The following is a 17576-nucleotide window of genomic DNA, read 5'->3' on the forward strand; positions in this document are numbered from 1 at the left end:
AACTCTCCGCCGAACGCAGCGAGATCACCCTGGAAGAGCTGACCAACCACATGGCGGGCGGCACCGAACTCGCCGCACTCAAGCACGAGTTGTCCCAGGTCCGCGGCGTCGACGTCGAAGAACTCCCCGAGGAGGCCGCGCTCAAAGTCGGCTGACCGTACACGGCAGTTGGGGGCGGTACCGGACCGGCACCGCCCCCAACTGCCGTGCGGGCTCAGGCCGTTGGAAGCACCGTACGCGGCCGGACCGAGAACCCCGCCGCCCGGTAGCAGTCGTCGACGAGCCCCATCGTGGTCAGCGCGTCGTCGGCGTCCAGTGCCAGTGGCTCACCGCCCCTCAAGTGGGCGGCGAAGGCCTCCAGTTGGTAGGTGTACGAGGACCTGCGGCCGAGTTCCTCGGTGCGCTCACCGGCCGCCGTACGGACGACCACCCGGTCGTCGAGATGGGGCTGCACGAAGTTCGTCACCGTGGCCTCGCCGCGTGAGCCCACGACGTGACAGCTCATCTGCCAGGTCTCGTGGGCCATGTGGCAACGGGCGCTGCCCGTGGCGCCGCCCGGGAACTCCAGGTCGGCGTCCAGCCATTCGTCGATCCCCGGTGCGCCGGCCTTCTCGCCGCCGCGCGCGGCGACCAGCCGGGGTGACCCGCCGGCCCAGGGCGCGAGCATGCGCTGGGCGTGCAGGCTGTAGCAGCCGAGGTCCATCAGCGCGCCACCCGCCAGCGGCAGCGACCACCGTACGTCGCTGTCCGGCGGCGCGGGCATGGCGACCATGGTGTCGACGTGCCGGAGTTCGCCCAACTCCCCACCGTCCAGCAGCTCGTGGAGGCGCAGCACGACCGGGTGGAAGAGGTAGTGGAAGCCCTCCATGAACACCGTGCCCGACTTGGCGACGGCCTCGTGGACCTCGGCCGCCTCCGCCGCGTTGCTCGCGGACGGCTTCTCGGTGAGGACGTGTTTGCCGGCCCGGAGAGCGGCCAGGTTCCACGGTCCGTGCAGGCTGTTGGCCAGCGGGTTGTAGACGACTTCGACCTCCGGGTCGGCCACGAGGTCGGCGTAGGAACCGACCACCCGCTCCACGCCGTGGGCGGCGGCGAAGGTCTCGGCGCGGGACCGGTCCCGGGCGGCCACCGCGACGAGGCGGTGGCCGGTCGCCCGGGCCGGTCCCACGATGGACAGTTCGGCGATCCGGGCCGCGCCCAGAACACCGATCCGCAGCGGTTCGTCCGTCGTCATGCGCATACCTCTTCGAGTCGTACCGGGCGGTGTTCATGGCGGGACAGGGTGCACGCCTCGGCGATCCTGCTCGCCTCGACGGCGTCCGCGACCGTGCAGGGGGAGGCGCGGGTGCCGGCCACCACCTCGGTGAACGCGGTGAGTTCGGCACGGTAGGCGTCGGCGAACCGGTCCATGAAGAACGTGTGCGGCACCCCGGCCGGGAAGCCGGCGCCCGGTTCGACGGAGCGCAGCGGCAGCCTGTCCTCCAGGCCGACCGCGATGCTGTCCTTCATGCCGTGCAGTTCCAGACGTACGTCGTGACCGCGGGCGTTGTGGCGGGAGTTGGAGACCACGGCGATGGTGCCGTCGTCCAGGGTGAGCAGGGCGGACGCCGTGTCGACGTCACCCGCTGCCCGGATGTACTCCGCGCCCCGGTTGCCGCCGGTGGCGTACACCTCGACCACCTCGCGGCCGGTCACCCAGCGCACGATGTCGAAGTCGTGCACGGCGCAGTCGCGGAAGATGCCGCCGGAGGCGGCCACGTAGGCGGGCGGCGGCGGGGCGGGGTCGAGGGTGGTGGACCGTACCGTGTGCAGGGCGCCGAGTTCACCGCTCACCACGGCCCGGCGCGCGGCCATGAAACCCGCGTCGAAACGCCGGTTGTAGCCGATGTGCACCTCGACACCGCTGCCCTCCACCGCGCGCAGCACCTCAAGGCTCTCCTCGATGCCGCGCGCCACGGGTTTCTCGCAGAACACGGGGACGCCCGCTTTGACGGCGGTGAGGACGAGTTCGGGGTGTGCGTCGGTCGCGGCGGCGATCACAACACCGTCGACCCCGGCGGCGAGCAGCGCCTCGGGGGAATCGACGCCGGTGGCCCCGAAGCGTTCGGTGACCGCCGCGACGGCCGCGGCCACCGGGTCGGTGACCACCAGGGAGCCCACCGCGTCCAGCCCGGCGAGGGTCTCCGTGTGGAAGGCGCCGATGCGGCCCAGCCCCATGATGCCGATGCGCATGGGAATCGTGCTCCTTCTGCCGGGGTGCGGCTCAGTCCTGGCCGCCGAAGACGTTCTGGTCCCAGTCGATGACCGAGCCGGTGACCACGCCACTGCGGTCGGAGAGCAGGAAGACCACGAACTCGGCGATCTCGTCGACCTGCCCGAGCTTGCCCATCGGCTGTGACCGGGCGGCCTGCTCCCGCCAGTTGTCGCCGGCGCCGTGAAACGCGCGTTGGGTGGCGTCCTCGCCCTCGGTGTCGGTCCAGCCGATGTTGACGGTGTTGATCCGGATCCGGTCGAAGCGGTGGGCGTGCGCGGCGTTGCGGGTCAGGCCCGAGAGCCCGGCCTTGGCTGTGGAGTACGGGGCGAGGTGAGGAGGCCCGCCCTGTGCGCAGTTGGAGCCGATGCTGACGATCGCCCCGGGTGCTTTGCGCGCGGTCATGTCGGCCACGGCCGCCTGCATCGCGAAGAACGGTGCCTTCAGATTGATCGCCATGTGCTGGTCGAAAAGTTCCGGTGTGGTGTCCAGCAGCGAGCCGCGTGACGTGAGCCCCGCCGCGTTGACGAGGCAGTCGATGCGCCCGTGGGTATCGACGGTCCGTACGACGCTGTCGCGCGCCTGCGCCGGATCGGCGAGGTCCGCCCGCAGAAAGTGGGCACCTGTGTCCGCGGCGAGTTTCTCACCCACGTCGGCCCGGCGGCCGGTGAGGACGACAGTCGCGCCTTCCCCTACGGCGGCCCGCACGACGCCCGCGCCGACGCCCTGGCTGCCGCCGTTGACGAGGACGACTCTGTCCTCAAGCAGTCCCATGAGAGTGATGTGTCCTTGTCTCAGCTCTGGCGGCGCTTGGCCGCGGCCTGCAGTTCGTGGCGCAGCCGCCCGGGGTCCCAGTCCTCGGCGACGGCCCGCCGCAGGGTGTCCGCCTGCGAGGGCGGGGCGAGGCCATCGACCGGCGGGTCGAGGTCGAGGTTGGTGGGGAAGGGGTAGCCCTCGGCGGTGGCGGCGATCACGCGGCGCAGCCAGTCCTCCGAGACGCCCTCGGCCTTGCGGCTCAGCAGCACCGGGAACAGGGCGTTCGCCATCGCCTCGCGGTCCACCGTCTCCATGGCACGGCCGAACGCGGAGGACACCTGCAGCAGATTGGCCATGCGCCTGATGCCGGCCGACCGGTTGTGCCCGGCGGCATGGAAGAGCGCCGGGTTGAAGAAGACCGCGTCGCCCTTCTCCAGGGGGAGTTGGACGTGGTGCGCGCCGAAGTACTCGACGAACTGCGGGAGCCGCCAGGCGAGATAGCCGGGCTCGAACTTCTGCGAGTGCGGCAGGTACAGCGTCGGACCGGACTCTACGGGCATGTCGCAGTGGGCCACCGCGCCCTGCAGCGTCAGTACCGGGGAGAGCCGGTGGACGTGCGCGGGATAGGCCGCGGCCTGTTCCTGGGAGAGGAAGCCGAGGTGGTAGTCACGGTGGACGCTCTGTGCCGCGCCGCCCGGGTTGACCACGTTGACCTGCGAAGTGACCTGGTAGCCGGGGCCGAGCCAGGCCTCGGAGATCAGCTCCAGGATGTCGTTGGCGTAGTAGTCGGCGAACGCCTCGGGCGCCCGTACGGCCACCTTGTCCAGGGCGTTCCAGACGCGGTCGTTCGCGCCCGGCTTGGCGAAGTGGTCGCCGCGCCCCGCGCCGCTCGCGCGCTCCTCCTCGATCAGGGCGCGGAAGGCGTCGGACGCCCGGTCCACCACGGCCTCGTCGGGGAAGGCACCCTTGAGGACCACGATGCCGGGCCCGTCGAGCAGCGCCCGCACCAGTTCGCTCTGCACGCCCCTGCGGCCCTCGGGGGTGGCCGCGAGTCCGCGGAGCCGGGTGCTGTCGTAGAGCGGGACGTTCTGCTCGATGCGCTCGGCCGAGGGGTGGTCGGCGAGGTCGGTGCGCTGCTCCACGAGGGAGCGGAACACGTCGAGATCGCAGTCCGCCTCGGTCAGCCAAGTCCGCGTCCCTGCGGTGATGGGAGACATCCGAGTCCTTTCACTGTCCGTGTGTTTCTGACAGTCTTGATAACTCAAACCCATCATTCAATGCTTGTCGCTACATCAAAAGCGCATCATCGGTCCGGGAGATCAGGCATGCGACATCCGTACCCGATCAGGGAAATCGCCCGTCAGGCCGGGCTGAGTACGGCCACGGTCGACCGTGTCCTCAACCAGCGGGGCAACGTAACGGAGAGCACCATCAGGGAGGTGCAGGAAGCCATCAAGGACCTGGACCGCCAGCAGAGCCAGGTCCGGCTGGGCGGCCGTACCTTCATGATCGACATCGTGATGCAGACCCCGGAGCGGTTCTCCACCGCCGTACGGGACGCGCTCGAAGCCGAACTGCCCTCGCTGCATCCCGCTCTCGTGCGTTCCCGCTTCCACTTCCGCGAGACCTGCCCGCCCGCCGAACTGACCGCGACCCTGGACGGGATCGCGAAGCGCGGCACCCAGGGCGTCATCCTCAAGGCCCCCGACGAGCCGGAGATCGCGGCGGCCGTCGGCCGGCTGATCGCGGCCGGTATCCCGGTGGTCACCCTGGTGACCGACCTGCCGCACAGCGCACGCCTTGCCTACGTCGGCATCGACAACCGCGCGGCCGGCGCCACCGCCGCCTACCTCCTGGGCCAGTGGCTGGGCAGGCGGCCCGGCAATGTGCTGACCACCATCAGCCGGGGTTCCTTCCGGGGCGAGGAGGAGCGCGAGATGGGTTTCCGCAGCGCGATGCGCCTCGCCGACCCCCGGCGGTCCCTGGTGGAGGTCACCGACAGCGACGGCCTGGACGCCACCCAGCACGATCTCGTCCTGGCGGCGCTCAAGCGGGACGAGGACATCGTCGCCGTCTACTCGGCGGGTGGCGGCAACCTCGCCACCCTCGACGCCTTCGACGCGCTCGGCCGCGAGTGCGCGGTGTTTATCGCCCACGACCTCGACCACGACAACACCCGGCTCCTGCGCGAGCGCCGACTGTCGGCGGTCCTCCACCACGATCTGCGCCAGGACATGCGCCGCGCCTGCCAGATCATCATGCGCGCCCACAAGGCACTCCCCGACGACGGCCCGTCCCTGCCCTCGGCGATCCAGGTCGTCACACCGTTCAACATGCCGCCGGGAGCACCCTCCGCGGCACCGGCCGACTGATACCGGCGGACGCTGTGAAGAGCACGGGCGGGGCCGCGCCGATAGGCTGGTGGTGCTCGGCCCATCAGCGCGCGCTCAGCCGGAACTCCAGCGATCGCAGCACAGGAGGAACCCATGGCCGGTCAGTTCGAGGCGACAGCCGAGGTCAACCGCCCGGTCGAGGAGGTCTTCGCCTTCCTCGCCGCCGGCACGAACGACCCCAAGTTCAGTCCGAGGGTCCAGGAGATCACGAAGACCCCGGAGGGCCCGACCGCCGTGGGCACCGTCTTCACCAGCACGGTCAAGGACGCCGGGATGAAGACGGGCCGGACCTTCCGGATCACCGAGTTCGAGGCACCCCACCGCATCCGCTGGGCGGAGACCTCGAAGAACGTCGTGACGGCCGACGAGGGCGGCTACGACCTCGAATCCACCGGGCAGGGCACGACCAGGGTGCGGATCTTCAACGTCCTCGAAGGCCACGGCGTCGGAAAACTGCTTGTGGGCTTCGCGCTGGGCGCGGCCCGCAAGGACGCGCCCGCGTTCGGGCAGCGCATCAAGGCGGCGGTGGAAGCGTCCTGATGCGCCGCTGACCGTCAACGCGCCGTAGCGGGGCGGCTGTTGTAGGCCTCCACCGTCAGCAGCGGATGCCCCGAGGCCAGTGCCCGGGCCGGCCAGGACAGGGTGACGGACTGCGCCTCGCCGGGCAGCAGCCACAGGTAATTGTGGCTGTACAGCGTCGGCAGCACACGGTGGCCGGTCGCGCCGTTCGTCAGCGAGAGCCGGACCATCGCGGCGACGGCGGGACCGTCGTTGCGGACGGTGGCGGTGAGCCCGGTTCGGGTCACGCGCCCGAGCGTCGCCGACATCGTTGTCCGAGGCGCCCCGCTCAAGCCCCGCATGGCGGCCGGCGTGCGATAGCGCCAGTACGTGTTCCGCGACCGGAGCCGCCCGTCACCGTCCTCCAGCGTGAGGCGCAGGAGGTGTAGATCGGGCAGGTCGTCGGTCCAGGGGACGCTGAACGCCTTCGCGGTCGCGGCCGGTGCGACATCCAACCGGGCGCTCCTGTTCCCGCCGAGCCGACGGCCCGACAGATCGAGCAGCTGCGCGGAGACCACGGCGTCGCGCAGTCCGGCGCGGGTGTGGTTGACGGCGATGACCTGCCCCTCGGGGTCGGCCTGGACGTGCAGCGGTTCGCAGGCCGAACGGGCGCCGTAGTAGGTGCCGTTGACGTCGAAGTCGTAGTCGTAGGTCTGCCAGACCGTGCTGTGCCAGGCCGGGTGGGACATCCACAGCATGAGGCCGCTGGCGTTGTCCCAGAGGTTCGCGTTCCAGGCCTCGAACATGGCGCGCGTGTTCTCGTAGTTGACGAACTGCGCCTTGCGCGCGAAGTCGTCCAGGCCGGTGGTCGTTCCGAGACGCGCCTCCACGGCGGCCTTGTAGGTCTGCGGGGCCTGGTTCCCGCGCTCGCTCCAGTCGTGGTAGTACCAGGCGCCGCCGATCGGCCACTCGGGTTCGTCGCCCGTCATGTTCCGCAGGCTGGCGGCGGTGGAGACCACGGGCATGCCGATCTCGGTGTGGAAGCCGAAGTCCTTGCTGCCGTAGGTGGTTGGGTCGAAGTACTTCTCAGGCTCCACCCAGCCGTAGGGTCCGCCGCCGGTGATGATGCCGCCCGCCGAGTTGTTCTGGTAGAGGACGCCGGGGACCTGCTCCTCCACCGCCTTGCGCATGCCCTGGTCGATCGCGGCGGGCGGATTGCCCTCGTTGGCGCCGCACCAGACCACCACGCTCGGATGGATGCGGTAGCGCAACACCGTGTCCCGCGCGAGCGAGTTGAAGGCGTCGTGGTCCGGCGGGTCCATGCCCCACGCGTTGGGAAAATCGTTCCACACCAGGATGCCGTGCTCGTCGCAGGCGGCGAAGAACTCCTCCCGGTCGGACGTGCCGACCCAGTTGCGGATCATGGTGAAGTTCATGTCCCGGTGCATCCGCACGGCCGCGTCCATCCGCTCCGGCGGCATCCGGCGCAGCAGCTCGTCCCAGCCCCAGTTGCCGCCCCTGGCCAGGACCCGCACCCCGTTCACGCTGATCTTCAGCGGATCCGGGGTGTTGGACACCGACTTCACATCGGTCCAGGTGTCCGCGTCGTCCGACACCTGGATCACATACGTCTTCGGATACGCCGACTCCCACAGGACGGCGACCCGGTCGAATCTCTTCGAGACGCCCAGGTCGACCTGGATCCACTGCTGGTCCTGGTAGGCCGAGGACCAGCGGGTGCCCGGATCACCGTCCGTGGCGTGCGCGGCCGGGTGGTCGGGATCCTCGGTGGAGGCGGTCGTCGTACGACGGAGAGCGAGGTCGGTGCCGGGGATCGTGCTGTCGATGACGCTCAGGGACCACAGGGAGTTGCCCCAACTGGTGTTGCGCAGCCCGCAGTTGATACGGACATAGCGGGCGGTCCGGGGAGTGAAGTCCTCTGTCTGCAGGCTGGCGTTGCCGTTGTTGAAGGGCAGGGGAACCGCGCCGTTGTCCACCGACGCGGCATCGGTCCAGGTGGCGTTGTCGGAGGAGACCTGCACCACGAAGGTCTTCGCGTACGCCTGTTCCCAGACCAGGTCGACCTCGTCGAAGGACTGCACCGACCCCAGGTCGACCCGGATCCACTGGTCGTCCTCGTAGGCCGAGGACCAGCGGGTGCCGGGATCGCCGTCGGTCACGTTGCCCGCGCCGTGGTCGTCCCCGTCCGTGCTCGACGCGTCGGCCTGCGCGTGCAGGGCCAGGTCGGTGGCGGGCCGAGCGCTGTCGCGTACGGCCAGGGTCCACAGGGAGTAGCCCCAACCGGAGGCCCGGGTGAGGCACTTGATGCGCACGTATCGGGCCTGTTGCCGGTCGAAGGTCACCGACTGGGTGTACGCGTCACCGGAGTTGGCGAACGGCAGGGGCACCTCGTACTCGTAGCCGAACTGGCGGATGCCGAACCGGGTGGTGCGGCGGTCGCTCTCCGCGCCGTCGAGCGAGGCGACCAGGGTGAGCCGATGGAGCGCGGGGTCACCCAGCCCGTTGGGCCACCACAACTCGGGGTCGTGCAGCCGTAGTTGGGCGAAGGCTTCGGGGGTGAACACGACGTCGACGCTCTCCCCGGCGGGCACGGTGACGGCCTTGCTGACCCGTATGTCGCCGAAGGCGGCGGAGACCGTCGTCCGGTGGTCGGTGGTGTCGGCGTTGCGGACCGGGACGACCACGGTCAGTTCGGCGACCGACAGACCGGGCAGGTCCGGCAGCAGCGTGTCGACCCGCGGATCACCGATCACGACCTGGCCGGTCGAGCGCAGCCGGACGTGGTTCCAGATGCCGGCGGCCCGGTCGCGTACCGCCGGCATCCAGTCCCAGCCCGAAGCGGCCAGGTAGGTGGGGGAGTTGAGGTTCATCTGGTTCGCGCCCGCGTCCACCCAGGACTCGCCGGCCGGGCCCTTGTCGCCGGGGCTGCCGGGTACCGGCATCGGCGTGATCTTCACCGCGAGCGCGTTCGCCCCGCCCGGGGCGAGCAGTCGGGTCACATCGAGGGCCGCGCGGGCGAAGGGATACGTGAGTCCGCCCACGTGGTGGCCGTTGAGCCAGATGTCGGCCGTGTGGTTGACGCCGTCGAACTCCAGCCAGATCCGGCGCCCGGCCCCGGTACGCAGACCGCGCGGCAGCTCGAAGTCCCGCTTGTACCACCACGCGTGGCGCGACAGGGCCTCGGAGACACGGAGGTTGTTCAGCCCCGCGACGGGATCGGGCAGCTTGCCCTGGTCCACGAGCGAGGCCAGCACCGTGCCGGGGACGGTGGCCGGCAGCCAACTGCTTGTGTCGAAGGACGACTTGGACAGCTCCGTACCGTCCGAGCCGGCCCAGTCGTCGAGGGTGAGCCGCCAGCCGGACTCCACCGGGACCGTGCCGTCCTCGGCCACGGCCAGCTTCGGTGCCGGGCCGGTGCGGGTGCCCCAGTCCGTCCAGCCCGTGGCCGACGGACGGTGTCCCTTGACGGTGCCGTAGACCTCGAAGCCGTTCAGACCGAGGGGGTTGGGGTTGGAGCGCCGGTTCGAGGTCAGCCGTATCCAGCGTGCCGTGACCGGGTGAGGGGGCTGGATGTTCACCACTCCGCCGGTGCCCGCCGTGGTGCGGTACACGCCGGTCCAGGAGGTGTGGTCGGTCGAGGTCTCGACGACGTACTCGACCGAGTAACTGGACTGGATCTCCTTGCCTGTTGTGCCGTCGGCCGGGTTGCCCGAGGCGGGCGGGGTGAACACCGGGTCGCTCGCGTCGCCTTCGAAGGTGAGGCGGATCGACGTGACCTGGCACGGGGTCTGCAGGTCGATCGAGATCCACTGGGGGTCGCCCGCTCCGGCACGCCACCCGCTGCCGCGTACGCCCGGCGGGTTGAGCCGGTCCACCACGAACGCACCCGGCGTGGGCGCATAGGCCGTCGAGGAGACCGACACGGGTCGGTACAGGGCGAGTTCACCGGGTTGGACGGGGGAGGAGGGGGCGGCCGACGCGGGCGTGGAGAAACCGAGCCCGAACCCGGCCAGCAGACCGGAACCCGTGGTGACGAAAGCGCGGCGTGACACGTGTGGTGAACCCGACTGATCTGTCATGAGCGTGATGTCCCATCAAAAACCGGCGGCACTGACAACGTTGCCAAAGGCTGGGACGCGAGGGAAGCTGTGTCAACCCTTGGGGCGACCTTCTAATAAATTAGGAATTAATATTGACAGGGTTTCGGCCGCACGCCACAGTCGTCGCCGTGGCGCGGCCGGCCCCCTGTTGAAGTGCGGCCCGCGTCACGTCCTCCTGCTTCCCAACCCTCGGGAGAGGCAAGTGACTTCACATCCGCAGGTCCGCACACCCGCGGTAACGAGACTGACCCGCCGGGCCACCGTCATCGCCATCGCGACCGTGCTGGCGGCGACCGCGGCCCCGGCCGCCACGGCACGGACCGGCGCCGACCAGGGCGCGCCCGACTACTACGACAGCGGTCTCGCACCGACGCCCTACATGGGCTGGAACACCTACTACGGGCTCGGCGCGCCCACCGAACAACAGGTGCGCTCCGTCGCGGACAAGCTGGTCAGCAGCGGTCTGCGGGACAGCGGCTACGACATCGTGTGGCTGGACGGCGGCTGGCAGGCCGACAACCCGCGTAACGCGCAAGGCCAGTTGGTCGCCAACCCGGACCGCTTCCCCTCCGGCATCCCGGCGCTCGTCTCCTATCTCCACAAACGCGGACTGGGCGCGGGCATCTACACCGACGCCGGAGCCTACGACGGCGGCAAGAGCTGCGGGTTGGGCAGCCGCGGGTACTACGACCAGGACGCACGGCAGTTCGCCAACTGGAAGATCGACGCGGTCAAGGTCGACTTCCTGTGCGGAATCGGCGCCAAGCTCGATCCGGGCCCGGCCTTCAAGGAGTTCAGCGACGCGGTCGCCAAGTCCGGCCGCAAGATGCTGCTCAACCTCTGCAACCCGCTCACCGACGACTGGGGCCTGCCGCACACACCGGAGCAGGACGCGCACAACACCTACGTCTACGGCCCGACGACCGCCGACTCCTGGCGCACCGGCACGGACATCGCCTGGGGCACACCGAGCCCGGGTCAGTGGCCCAACGTGCTGCGCAACATGGACGCCAACGCCTGGCACCCCGAGGCACAAGGGCCCGGCCACTACAACGACCCCGACTACCTCATCCCGATGCGCAAGATGACCGACGGGTCGTACGAGCTCAGCCAGGAGGAGTCGACCAGCCAGTTCGTGATGTGGGCCGAGATGGGCTCACCGCTCGTCCTCGGCTCCGACCCCCGCACCCTGTCCGACGCGATGTTGGCCATCCTGCGCAACCCTGAGATCATCGCGGTCGACCAGGACCCGCTGGCCGTCCAGGGCGTGCGCGTGGCGACCGACTCGGCCGGGGACGTGTACAGCAAGGTGCTGGAGGGACGTGGGCAGCGCGCGGTCGTGCTGCTCAACCGGTCGGACCAACCCGCCCTGCGCACCGTGCAGTTCGCGGACACCGGGCTCGGCGGGGCGGTGCGGGTCCGGGACCTGCGGGCGCGCGCCGACCGGGGCACCCACACGGGGTCGTACACCGTCGAGGTCCCCGCGCACGGCACCGCGTTCCTGAAATTGACCGGCGTCGATGCCCTGCCCGGTACGAATCTGGGGCAGCAGACCACGGCGAGTCCGGCGGTCGTGAATGACGGTGGCACGCCGACCATCTTCCTGCGCGGCCCGCACGGCTCGCTCGTTCAGCAGGCCGATGGCCAGGCGAAGGACCTCGCAGGTCCCACGAAGGGCCGGATGCTCGGCCAGCCCGCCGCGTACGCCTCGGCCGGCGGCCGGATCGACGTCTTCGTGCGCGGCACCGACTCGCGGGTGTACCGGCGGGTGTTCACCGCCGGCCGCTGGGGCGCCTGGCAGGGTCTCGGCGGGCAGGTCGCCGACGCGCCCTCGGTCGCGTTCACCGATCCCGCGCACTGGACCCTGTTCGCCACCGGACCCGACGGACAGGTCATGCAGCGCGGCCCGTCGACCGCGTGGTCCTCGCTCGGCGCACCCGGTGGCCGGGCGGTGTACGGGCGGCCTTCCGCGGTCGTGGACTCCCAGCGTCGGGTCCATGTCGCCGTGCGCAGCGCGGCCGACGACGTGTGGACCCGGTCCCGGGACACATCGGGGGAGTGGTCGCCGTGGAGCTCGCTCGGCGGGACCATCAGCGGCAGCCCGACGCTGGTCGCTGTGGGGGACGCCGTGGTGCTGTACGCGCGGGCCGCCGACTACACGCTCTGGCAGCAGCGGTACGAGAACGGCGCCTGGCAGGGGTGGACCAAGCAAGTGGCCTTCCCCAGCGCCGCGTTCGACGGTGCGCTCGGTGCGGTGGCAGGGACCGGTGGAGCGGTCGACGCGGTGTACCTGGGCGTTGACGGCTACGTGCACCGGACTCAGTTCAAATAAATTAGTAATTATTCTTGACGTGGTGGGGACGCCACGCGAACCTGGATCCGCCCGCGAGGGATCCACAGGGAGCCATCCATGACCAACGTCCATCAGCCGGACAGACGCCGGTTCCTCGCCGGGCTCGGCGGCGCCGGAGCGGCGGCACTGCTCAGCGGCTGTGTCACCTCGACCTCCACCGGCAAGAGTTCCTCGAAGGGTGCGGTGACCCTCCAGTCCAACCTCTCCGCCCCGCAGGCCAAGGCCGCGATGGAGGACCTCGTCGCCGCCTACGCCAAGAAGGGGTCCGAGAAGGCGAGCCTCAACACGGTCGCCGCGGAGACCTACCGCACCCAGCTGCCGACGTACCTCACCTCGGCCAACCCGCCCGACGTGTACACCTGGTACCCCGGCTCGGTGGCGGACGCGTACGCCAAGAAGAACCTGCTGCTCGACCTCGACGACGCGTGGACCACCTCGCCCGACCTCAAGCGCTACTCCAAGGCGCTCAACACGCTCTGCACGTCGACGAGTTCGGGCAAGAAGATCTTCGTGCCCAGCACCTACTACTGGTGGGGCATGTTCTACCGGAAGTCCAACTTCGCCAAGTGGGGCGTCAGCGAGCCCAAGAGCTGGGACGACTTCCTCGACCTGTGCGACAAGCTCAAGAGCAAGGGCGTCAACCCGATCGGTCTCGGCGCCGGCGGCGGCACCGCCTGGGTCGCCTCGGCGTGGTTCGACTACCTCGACATCCGGATCAACGGCGCCGAGTACCACCGCCAACTCCTCGCCGGGAAGCACAGGTTCACCGACCCCGAGGTACGCAAGGTCTTCGACCGCTGGCAGGAGGTGCTGCCGTACTTCGACCCGAACGGCGCCGCCGTCGCCTTCCAGGACGCCACCACCTCCCTGCTCAACGGCCGCAGCGGCATGATGCTCATCGGCACCTTCTTCGCCGACGCCGCCCCCAAGGACGCCCTCGACGACATCGACTTCTTCCGCTTCCCCGTCATCGACGCGAAGGTCCCGCTCGCCGAAGAGGCGCCGGTCGACGGCTACTTCGCCAGCGCCCGCACCGGCCGCCACGACCAGGTCATCGACCTGATGAAGTACCTCGCCACCGCCGAGGCCCAGGAGATCTACATCAAGGGCTCCTCCGGCACCGTCCTGCCCTGCCACCCCGACGCGAAGGACTCGGGCACGGCGCTGGTCAAGAAGGGCCGCGCGCATGTCGCGGCGGCGGCCGAGATCACCCAGTTCTTCAACCGTGACTCCAGCGACGCCCTCCAGCCCACCGCCGACAACGCGTTGACCAAGTTCCTGGCCAAGCCCAAGTCGATCGGGAGCATCCTCACCGACTGGCAGCGCGATGCCGAGAAGATCTGGAACGCCTGACATGGCTGTCCTGACCGCGCCCGACCGGACGTCCCCGGCCCGAACGCCCGACCGGGGCAAGCGGGTTCGGGGCCCCCGGCGCACACCCCCGCTGGTCCTCGCGTTCGTCCTGATGCCACTTCTCGTCGAGGCGGTGTGGGTGTTCTGGCCCGCCGTGCAGGGCTTCTACCTCGCCTTCACCCGCTGGGACGGCGTCTCCCCACCCCAGTTCATCGGCCTGGGCAATTTCCGGGAGATGGCCCACGACGACGTCTTCCGCAGCGCGACGGGCCACACCGTCCTGTGGCTCGTCCTCTTCGGCGGCCTGTCCGCCCTGCTCGGCCTCGCCGCCGCGCTCCTGCTCCAACAGGAGCGCCGTGGCGTCGGCTTCTACCGCGCGGCCATGTTCCTGCCGGTCGTCTTCTCCCTGGTCGCCACGGCTCTCGTCTGGCAGGCCATCTACCAGCCCGACGGCGTCCTCAACCAGCTCCTCCAGTCCGTCGGCCTCGGCAGCCTCCGCCACGCCTGGCTCGCCGACCAGGACACCGCCCTCTACGCCGTGATCGTGCCCGCGCTCTGGCGTCAGATCGGCTATGTGATGGTCCTCTACCTGGCCGGCCTCAAGGGCATCGACCCCGCCCTGTACGAGGCCGCCAAGGTCGACGGCGCCAGCGCCTGGCAGCGCCTGCGACACGTCACCCTGCCCCAACTCCGCAGCGTGAACGCGGTAGTTCTGTCCGTCATCGTCATCGACTCGCTGCGCTCCTTCGACGTCGTGTGGTCACTGACCCGCGGCGGCCCCTACCACTCCTCCGAGCTCCTGAGCACCTACATGTACTCAACGGCCTTCCAGTCCCTGCGACTCGGCTACGGCTCCGCACTCGCCGCCGTCATCTTCGTGCTGGCCTTCGGCGTCATCTGCTCCTACCTCGTCCGTGCGTTCCGGGAGGCCGACTGATGTCCGCCAACTCCACGGCCCTGCGCCGCAAACGGGCCGCGACCGCCGGATTCCACCTGGGCGCGGGCGCGTTGGCGATCCTGTGGCTGCTGCCCATCGCCCTGGTCCTGGTGACCAGCCTGCGTTCCTTCGACGACATCGCCGCGCACGGCCTGGGCAGCTGGCCGCGCTCCTTCACCCTCGGCAACTTCCGCCAGGCCTGGGTCGACGGCGGCCAGCAACGCGCCCTCATCAACAGCCTGATCGTCACGATTCCGTCCGTCCTGATCACGCTGGCCCTCGCCTCGATGGCCGCGTTCGCCCTCAGCCGCTACGAACTCCCCTTCCGCCGCTCCCTGTTGCTCCTCATGCTCGGCGGCAACCTCCTCCCGCCGCAGATCCTCCTCATCCCGGTGTCCAAGCTCAGCGAGGTGATGGGCGTCTTCGACACCCTGCCCGCGCTCATCGGCGTACAGATCGGCTTCGGCGTCGGCTTCTACGTCTTCGTCCTGCACGGGTTCATGCGGTCGATCCCGGCGGAGATCCAGCAGGCTGCGGTCGTAGACGGCGCAGGACCCTGGCAGATCTTCTGGCGGATCATCCTCCCGCTGACCCGCCCCGCCCTCGCCGCGCTCAGCGCCCTGTCCTTCACCTGGATCTTCAACGACCTGCTCTGGGCCATCACCGTCCTGCGCAGCGACACCAAGATGCCGATCACCGCCGCCCTCATCGGACTTCAGGGCCAGTTCGTCTCGATGTGGAACGTCATCGCGGCCGGCTCCGTCATCGCCGCCGCACCCACCGTCGCCGTGTTCCTGCGCTTCCAGCGGCACTTCGTGGCCGGCCTCAACCTCGGGGCGGTCAAGTGACCCACCAGCGCTGGACCCTGCGCACGGAGAACACCAGCTACACCGTGCGCCTGTCCCCGGACGGCCCCTGGGTCGAACTCGACGCCTGGGGACCGCTCGGCGTCGAGGACGGCCCGTCCGCCCTCGACCGGTCGCGGCGCACCCACTTCATCACCCCCGCCGACGCGGCCCCCGCCGAGTATCTGCCGTACGGGACAAGGCCGTTCACCGGTTCGGAGCTGGTGGTGTCGGGTCCGGGCGGGGACCGGGGGTCGTGGTGGGAGTTCGACCACGTGGAGGCGGAGGAGACCGCGCTGCGGTTCGCCTTCCACGACGAACAGCTGGGCCTGCGCACCGTCCTCCACTACGAGACCGTCCCCGGCACGGACGTCATCCTCCGCCGGACCGAGTTCACCGCCACGGCCGAACTCCGCCTGGAGCGGCTCGACTCGGCCGCCGTGAACATCCCGATCACCGGAGTGGCCCGCCTCACGTACCTCACCGGCCAGTGGTCGCAGGAGTTCCAGCGCACCCGACTCGACCTGCCCAGAGGCACGTTCACCATCGGCAGCCTGCAAGGCGTCCCGGGGCACGCGTACGCGCCCTGGCTCGCGGTGCAGGACGGCGAGGCACCGGCCGCATACGGCATCGCCCTCGCCTGGCCCGGCAACTGGCACATGACCGCGGAGGCCGAACCCGGTGGCTCCGTGCGGGTACGAGCGGGCCGCGTGCCCCACGAGGGCGCGGTGCTGCTCGCACCCGGCGAAACCCTCGCCACCCCCCAACTCGCCTGTGCCTTCAGCCCGGACGGCCTCGACGGACTGTCCCGAGTCTGGCACCGCTACGAACGCCGGCTCACCGGCGAGCGCCTGCACCGCCCCCGCAAGGTCCTCTACAACTCCTGGGAGGCCACCGGCTTCGACGTCGAAGCGGCCGGGCAACTGGAGCTGGCGAAGACGGCCGCCGACCTCGGGGCCGAACTGTTCGTCGTCGACGACGGCTGGTTCACCGGACGCGCCGACGACACCGGGGGACTCGGCGACTGGTGGCCCGACCCGGCCGCCTTCCCCCAGGGATTCGACCAATTCATCGCGGACGTAAGGGCGTTGGGCCCGGACTTCGGCCTGTGGATAGAACCCGAGTCCGTCAGCCCGGGCAGTCGCCTGCACGCCGAACACCCCGAGTGGGTCTACCGGATCGAGGGCCGCCCCGGGCGGCTCGTCCGCAACCAGCTCCTCCTCGACCTGGGCCGGACCGACGTCCAGGACTTCGTGATCGGCACGCTCGACCGGCTGCTCGGCACATACGACATCGGTTACCTCAAGTGGGACATGAACCGGCCGCCCACCGAACGCGGACGCCCCGGCGCCGGCCGCGTCGACCTCGACGCCGAGCACGTCGCCGGATACCTGCGCGTCCTCGACCACCTCCGGTCCGCCCACCCCGACGTCACCGTCGAGGGCTGCGCGGGCGGCGGCGGACGGATCGAGCACGCGACGATCGCGCGCACGGACGTGGTCTGGCCCAGCGACAACACCGCCCCGCTGGACCGGCTGAGGATCCAGTACGGCTTCCTGCACGCGCACGCCCCGCACGTCATGAGCTCCTGGGTCACCGACGCGCCCGGCGTCTTCGACCCACGCCCGCGCAGCCTCGCCTTCCGCTTCGTCAACGCCATGTGCGGAGTCCTGGGCATCGGCGCCGACCTGCGTGCCTGGACACCGGAGCAGCGGGCCGAGGCCGCCGGCTGGATCGCCCGGTACAAGGAGGTGCGGGACGTGATCCACCGCGGCGAGGCACGACTCCTCGGCACACCGGACGACCCGAGCTGCGGAGTGCAGTACGACGCAGGGGGCCGGACCGTCGTCGCCGCGCTCAGCACCGGACGGCTCGACGGGGCCCCGCTAGTGCCGGGGCGTCCGCAACGGCTACGGCTGCGGGGACTCGAGCCGGCGGCGCGCTACCGGGACACGGCGACCGGGACGTCGTACGGCGGAGCCCATCTGCTGCACCACGGGCTGCCGTTCGCGTGGAGTGCCGGTCACGACGCCGACCTGGTCGTGCTGCTGCGCGAGTGAGCCCCGTTA

General features: G+C 70.2%; 12 protein-coding genes and 1 pseudogene. 8 read left to right on the plus strand and 5 right to left on the minus strand.

The features are described 5' to 3' along the window. Positions 1-155, plus strand: a pseudogene (locus tag OC490_RS32205) (sugar ABC transporter ATP-binding protein); the annotation flags it as partial. 59 nt (positions 156-214) lie between these two features. On the opposite strand, the gene OC490_RS32210 reads toward OC490_RS32205, so the two are convergent. From OC490_RS32210 to OC490_RS32225, 4 genes are read right to left on the minus strand one after another with little or no spacing between them, the layout of a single operon-like run. After that, positions 215-1234, minus strand: a complete 1020-nt coding sequence (locus tag OC490_RS32210) for a Gfo/Idh/MocA family protein (RefSeq protein ID WP_262061546.1) — start codon at positions 1232-1234, stop codon at positions 215-217. Beyond that, positions 1231-2232 carry a Gfo/Idh/MocA family oxidoreductase gene (locus OC490_RS32215; RefSeq protein ID WP_262061547.1) on the minus strand — a complete coding sequence of 334 codons (1002 nt, stop codon included), beginning with the start codon at positions 2230-2232 and terminating at the stop codon, positions 1231-1233. The genes OC490_RS32210 and OC490_RS32215 overlap by 4 nt, the downstream gene beginning before the upstream one ends. 31 nt (positions 2233-2263) lie before the next feature. Further along, on the minus strand, positions 2264-3025 hold the full coding sequence (locus OC490_RS32220) for an SDR family oxidoreductase (RefSeq protein WP_262061548.1): 762 nt from the start codon (positions 3023-3025) through the stop codon (positions 2264-2266). Between the two features lie 20 nt (positions 3026-3045). After that, the gene (locus tag OC490_RS32225) at positions 3046-4224 is read right to left on the minus strand and encodes a phytanoyl-CoA dioxygenase family protein (RefSeq protein WP_262061549.1); all 1179 of its coding nucleotides are present in this window, start codon (positions 4222-4224) and stop codon (positions 3046-3048) included. A 108-nt stretch (positions 4225-4332) separates the two neighbouring features. Here OC490_RS32225 and OC490_RS32230 point away from each other — a divergent pair, with 108 nt between their 5' ends. Beyond that, positions 4333-5379: a LacI family DNA-binding transcriptional regulator gene (locus OC490_RS32230; protein ID WP_262061550.1), complete on the plus strand. Its 1047-nt coding sequence runs from the start codon at positions 4333-4335 to the stop codon at positions 5377-5379. Between the two features lie 114 nt (positions 5380-5493). After that, positions 5494-5940, plus strand: coding sequence for an SRPBCC family protein (locus tag OC490_RS32235; protein ID WP_262061551.1), 447 nt, complete (start codon positions 5494-5496; stop codon positions 5938-5940). A 14-nt stretch (positions 5941-5954) separates the two neighbouring features. On the opposite strand, the gene OC490_RS32240 is transcribed toward OC490_RS32235, so the two are convergent. Then, positions 5955-9998, minus strand: a complete 4044-nt coding sequence (locus OC490_RS32240; RefSeq protein WP_262061552.1) for a discoidin domain-containing protein — start codon at positions 9996-9998, stop codon at positions 5955-5957. 223 nt (positions 9999-10221) lie between these two features. On the opposite strand from OC490_RS32240, the gene OC490_RS32245 reads away from it, so the two are divergent. From OC490_RS32245 to OC490_RS32265, 5 genes are all read left to right on the plus strand, one after another. Then, positions 10222-12351: a glycoside hydrolase family 27 protein gene (locus OC490_RS32245; protein WP_262061553.1), complete on the plus strand. Its 2130-nt coding sequence runs from the start codon at positions 10222-10224 to the stop codon at positions 12349-12351. A 78-nt stretch (positions 12352-12429) separates the two neighbouring features. Continuing rightward, entirely contained in the window at positions 12430-13725 is a 1296-nt protein-coding gene (locus OC490_RS32250; protein ID WP_262061554.1) for an ABC transporter substrate-binding protein, read from the plus strand. Position 13726: 1 nt separating this feature from the next. Continuing rightward, a complete protein-coding gene (locus OC490_RS32255) occupies positions 13727-14662 on the plus strand; it encodes a carbohydrate ABC transporter permease (protein ID WP_262061555.1) in 936 nt (311 codons plus the stop codon). Beyond that, complete coding sequence (locus OC490_RS32260; protein WP_262061556.1) at positions 14662-15510, plus strand: carbohydrate ABC transporter permease; 849 nt, start codon at positions 14662-14664, stop codon at positions 15508-15510. Before OC490_RS32255 ends, OC490_RS32260 begins: the two co-directional genes overlap by 1 nt. After that, positions 15507-17567: an alpha-galactosidase gene (locus OC490_RS32265; RefSeq protein WP_262061557.1), complete on the plus strand. Its 2061-nt coding sequence runs from the start codon at positions 15507-15509 to the stop codon at positions 17565-17567. The genes OC490_RS32260 and OC490_RS32265 overlap by 4 nt, the downstream gene beginning before the upstream one ends. Positions 17568-17576: the final 9 nt, after the last annotated feature.

The organism is Streptomyces sp. STR69, assembly GCF_024519455.1.
GTDB lineage: Bacteria > Actinomycetota > Actinomycetes > Streptomycetales > Streptomycetaceae > Streptomyces.

Coding starts and splice junctions, on each gene's coding strand:
- OC490_RS32255 (WP_262061555.1), top strand. CDS start 13,727: ATGGCTGTCCTGACCGCGCCCGACCGGACGTCCCCGGCCCGAACGCCC.
- OC490_RS32260 (WP_262061556.1), top strand. CDS start 14,662: ATGTCCGCCAACTCCACGGCCCTGCGCCGCAAACGGGCCGCGACCGCC.
- OC490_RS32220 (WP_262061548.1), bottom strand. CDS start 3,025: ATGGGACTGCTTGAGGACAGAGTCGTCCTCGTCAACGGCGGCAGCCAG.
- OC490_RS32230 (WP_262061550.1), top strand. CDS start 4,333: ATGCGACATCCGTACCCGATCAGGGAAATCGCCCGTCAGGCCGGGCTG.
- OC490_RS32250 (WP_262061554.1), top strand. CDS start 12,430: ATGACCAACGTCCATCAGCCGGACAGACGCCGGTTCCTCGCCGGGCTC.
- OC490_RS32240 (WP_262061552.1), bottom strand. CDS start 9,998: ATGACAGATCAGTCGGGTTCACCACACGTGTCACGCCGCGCTTTCGTC.
- OC490_RS32215 (WP_262061547.1), bottom strand. CDS start 2,232: ATGCGCATCGGCATCATGGGGCTGGGCCGCATCGGCGCCTTCCACACG.
- OC490_RS32210 (WP_262061546.1), bottom strand. CDS start 1,234: ATGACGACGGACGAACCGCTGCGGATCGGTGTTCTGGGCGCGGCCCGG.
- OC490_RS32235 (WP_262061551.1), top strand. CDS start 5,494: ATGGCCGGTCAGTTCGAGGCGACAGCCGAGGTCAACCGCCCGGTCGAG.
- OC490_RS32225 (WP_262061549.1), bottom strand. CDS start 4,224: ATGTCTCCCATCACCGCAGGGACGCGGACTTGGCTGACCGAGGCGGAC.